The 3,846-nt window shown below is 73.3% G+C and carries 4 protein-coding genes; 2 read left to right on the top strand and 2 right to left on the bottom strand.

The genetic code is table 11. The annotated features are described in order from the left end of the window. Positions 1-914, top strand: a 914-nt coding sequence (locus tag FOE67_RS19225) for an alpha/beta fold hydrolase (RefSeq protein ID WP_228474049.1), incomplete at its 5' end; no start/stop codon positions are given. 266 nt (positions 915-1,180) lie between these two features. After that, complete coding sequence (locus FOE67_RS19220; RefSeq protein ID WP_182665980.1) at positions 1,181-2,008, top strand: hypothetical protein; 828 nt, start codon at positions 1,181-1,183, stop codon at positions 2,006-2,008. A 77-nt stretch (positions 2,009-2,085) separates the two neighbouring features. Here the strand turns inward: FOE67_RS19220 and FOE67_RS19215 are convergent, their stop codons facing one another. Together FOE67_RS19215 and FOE67_RS19210 are read right to left on the bottom strand one after the other, a co-directional pair. After that, entirely contained in the window at positions 2,086-3,006 is a 921-nt protein-coding gene (locus FOE67_RS19215) for an aminoglycoside phosphotransferase family protein (RefSeq protein WP_182665978.1), read from the bottom strand. An 80-nt stretch (positions 3,007-3,086) separates the two neighbouring features. Next, positions 3,087-3,788: an alpha/beta fold hydrolase gene (locus tag FOE67_RS19210; RefSeq protein WP_182665975.1), complete on the bottom strand. Its 702-nt coding sequence runs from the start codon at positions 3,786-3,788 to the stop codon at positions 3,087-3,089. Positions 3,789-3,846 lie beyond the last annotated feature (58 nt).

Below are 3,846 nucleotides of genomic sequence, written 5' to 3'. Positions count from 1 at the left end.
GCCCCACCGCCCCCGCGTCCGGTGCCTTCCGAACCGACGCGCCCCGGGTCGGCACCCTCGACGTACCGGGAGCCACGCTCCACTACGAGGTCCACGGCAGCGGCCCGGTGCTGTTACTCCTCCCCGGCGGCGCCGCCGACGCCGGCATGTACGCGGGCACGACCGCCGACCTCGCCGCCCGGTACACCACCGTGTCCCTCGATCCGCGCGGCCTGTCCCGCAGCCGGCTCCACCGTCCGCTCGCCGAGGGGGAGGAGCACGAGGTGTCGGTGTGGAGCGAGGACGCCCGCCGTGTGCTCGACGCGGTCGCCCCCGAGGAGGAGGCGTACGTCCTCGGATGCAGCTCCGGGGCCATCGTCGCCCTGGACCTGCTGGCCCGTCACCCCGACCGTCTGCGCCGGGTCGTCGCCCACGAGCCGCCGCTGCTCGACCTCCTTCCGGACCCCGCCCCGCACCGGGCTCTCTTCGCCGGGGTGCGCGAGCTGCTGCGGACCGACGGACTCGCCGCCGCCGTGGCCCGCTTCACCGAGGGGCTGGGGGAGGAGCGGCCCGACCCGGCCGCCGATCCGCCCACCGCCGGGGAAACCGCCGGGGAGGCCGAACCACCGCCGGCGCTGCGGGAGATGGCGCCTCGGATGCACGCCAACATGCCGCTCTTCCTGGAGCACGTGCTGTGCCCGTTCTCCTCCTCCCCGCCGAACGTCGACGCCCTGCGGCCCGTCGCCCACAAGCTCGTGCCGGCGGTGGGTCGGGCCTCGCGGGAGCAGGAGGCACTCCACGGCCCGGCCGGCCGGCTCGCCGCCACCCTCGGCATCGACCTCGCCGAGTTCCCCGGTGGCCACCTCGGCGCAGTCGAGACCCCCACCGCCTTCGCCGCCCACCTGATCGAGGTGCTGGAAGGGGAGGGGGGATAAGCCGGGCGGCCCGGCTCGCCGGGCGTCGACAGCGAGGGGAGGAAACGAGTGTCGGCGGTGCGACCGGGTGGCGCCGGGGACGGCTCGCCGACGGTCGGATGCCCCGGGGGCCACCGGCATGACGGGGAGGCCCACGAGTGCACCGCATGGAGTTCCACCGGGTGCCCCGATGCCACATGCGTGCAAGCCTGGGGGCAACCCGCACACGGGTGTACGCGGATGGTCCGAGGCGTTCCCGCACCGGGAAGCGGCGAAAGGATGTCCCCATGGCCGACCTGGTTTTCACGGACAAGGACGCTTCCGGTAAGGTGACGATTTCCGTTTTCCGTGAGCAGGCATCTTCCGCCGCGGCCCATTTCTTCGATTTCAGCTGTTCGGTGCCCGGGGACATGGTCGTGGTCGGCGGTGGTGGTATCGGGGCGAGGACGCCGCAGGGAGCGTTGCTGACCGCTTCGTATCCCAGCCCTGACCGGTCGGCGTGGCGTGTGTCCTCCAAGGACCACAGGGTCTCCGATCCACACCGGCTGACCGCCTTCGCCATCGGCATGAGGATCAGCGGATTGACCCGCGCCCAGCTGCTCGGTCACCTCGAGTACGGCGAGGAGACGAGCGGCAGGGCGGCACACCCCGAGATCGCCGTGTCGGTTCCGGGCGGATTCGAGTTGATCAGCGGTGGGTTCCGTGTCAATTGGCACCCCGGTGCGGGGAACATGGCGACCGCCTCCTTCCCTGAAATCGGTCACCGGTGGCGGGCCCGATCGAAGGACCACATCCATTCCGGCCCCGCCACCATTACCGCATTCTCCATCGGGCTGCGGAAATCCCTGCCCGCTGTGGGTACGGTCCAGCGCGGGGAAAATCTCGCCGTGAGTTCTTCGGCCGCGCATCCCACGGCCCGGACGCTACTCGATTCGACCTTCGCGCTCACCGGAATCGGCGCCGAGGCACTCACCAACGGACAGGGTCAATTGCTGTGGAGGGTCGAACCGGTACTGGTCGAGGGGCGGCCGGGCGCGGTGGTGGGCTCCAAGGATCACCAACGTTCCTCCCCGGGCACCGTCAGAGCGTTCGCACTCGGCGTCAGGGTGGTGTGAACACACGTGCGCCGTTACCGGCCCGCGGCGGTACGACACGGATCGTCGATGCCGCCGTGGAGGGGTCGCGGCTCGGATCAGGGGCGGGAAGCAGGAGCCTCCAACACCGTCCGCAGGACGTGACGGGCGTTGGCGGCCATCGCCGGGTTGCGTGTCCGGTGGTACGGGAGCGAGATCAGGGCCTGCGACAGGGTCCGTCCCCGCCCCCGGAGGCGGGTCGGCTCGTCCACCCCCAGCCCGTCGAGGAAGACCTCCCGCGCGCCGGCCGGCAGCAGGTTCCAGGCGGGGAACAGATCGCAGGCCGGGTCACCCGTCCCCGCGCACCCGAAGTCGATCACCGCGACGAGCCGGCCGCCGCGCACCAGCAGGTTGCCGGGCATCAGGTCGGCGTGCAGCCACACGGGTGGCTCGCCCCCGGGGGAGGCGTGCGGCGTCTCCTCCCACACCGCGAGTGCCGCGTCGCAGTCGATCCCTTCCTCCGGGAGGCCCCGCAGCTCCTCGATCGCCGCGCGGGTGGCCGCGTCCAGCGAGGTCACCGGCCCGCCCCGGTGGGCCGCCGGACCCCCGGGCAGACCGATGGCCCCCATGGCCGCGACGAAGGCGGCCAGGTCACCGGCCAGGCCGACGGGATCCTCCAAAGCCCCCGGCTCGGGGTGCTCCCCCTCCAGCCACCGGTACACCGACCAGGGCCGGGGGAACTCCTCCGTCGGCTCCCCGACGCCGAGCACCTCCGGAACGGCCACGGGCAGCAGCGGGGCGAGACGCGGCAGCCACGTCCCCTCCCGCTCCACGTCCCTCGCGCCGGCTTCCCCCAGCGGCAGGCGGACGAGCATGTCCCCGCCCAGCCGGTACACCGCGTTGACGGTGCCGCCGGAGGGCAGCCGCGTCACAGGCAGCCCCGCCCATCGGGGGAACCGGTCGGCGACCAGGCGTCGGACGAGGGCCTCGTCGGCGGCGCGGACGGTGCCGGCCCCGGGCGGTGAGGGCTGGGTGCTCATCGCCCCATCCGAGCGTGCGGACCCGAAGGCGGTCAAACGCTTTACCACCGGGCCGCTCCGCCCATGGCCCCGGAACGTGTTCAGGAGCCGGCGGCGGCCGGGAGGAGGATGCGGGCCAGTTCGCGGGGGCGGGAGAACATCGGCCAGTGGCCGGTGTCCATCGTCACCAGCCGCCAGTGCCCGGCCTTCACCGGCTCCGCCACCTCCGGGGGCGGCACCTCACCGTCGAGCAGGCACTTGACGTAGGTGGTGGGCAGCTCGGCGAGGGGGCGCGCCAACTCGGCGGGGGCGGTCAGCGAGACGCCCGGGTGCGGGGTGGCGCCGGCGACGATCCGCTCGATTTGCCCGTCGGTCAACCCCTGGCCCGCGTACTCCTCGGCCGGCAACGGCGGCCACCGGCCGTCGTTGCCGGCGATGGCCGCCTCCACCATCGCCCGGCCCTCCGGCCACGCGGAGACGAACGACTCGCCGTCCACCGGGACGTTGGCATCCACGTACACCAGCCGCGTCAGCCGGTCGCCGATCAGTGCGGCGGCCTGTCCGGCCGGGATGCCGGAGTAGCTGTGCCCGACGAGGATCACCTCGCGCAGGTCGAGGCGCTCGATCTCGTCGACGATGTCCCGCACGTGGGTGCGCGGCCCCACCGGCAGGTCCCTCTTCTCGGCCAACCCGGAGAGCGTCAAGGGGTGCGCGTCGTGCCCGGCGGCGCGCAGCTCTGCCGCCACCTCCTCCCACGCCCATGCCCCGAGCCATGCCCCCGGTACCAACACGAAGTTCGCCATGCCCGGAACCGTAGCGGCGGGGTGTGACAGAGCCGGGCCGACCGGCCGGTGACCCGGC

Source organism: Streptomyces calidiresistens (assembly GCF_014141525.1).
In the GTDB taxonomy this organism is placed as follows: domain Bacteria; phylum Actinomycetota; class Actinomycetes; order Streptomycetales; family Streptomycetaceae; genus Streptomyces; species Streptomyces calidiresistens.
This window is presented reverse-complemented; position numbering and strand designations above follow the sequence as displayed.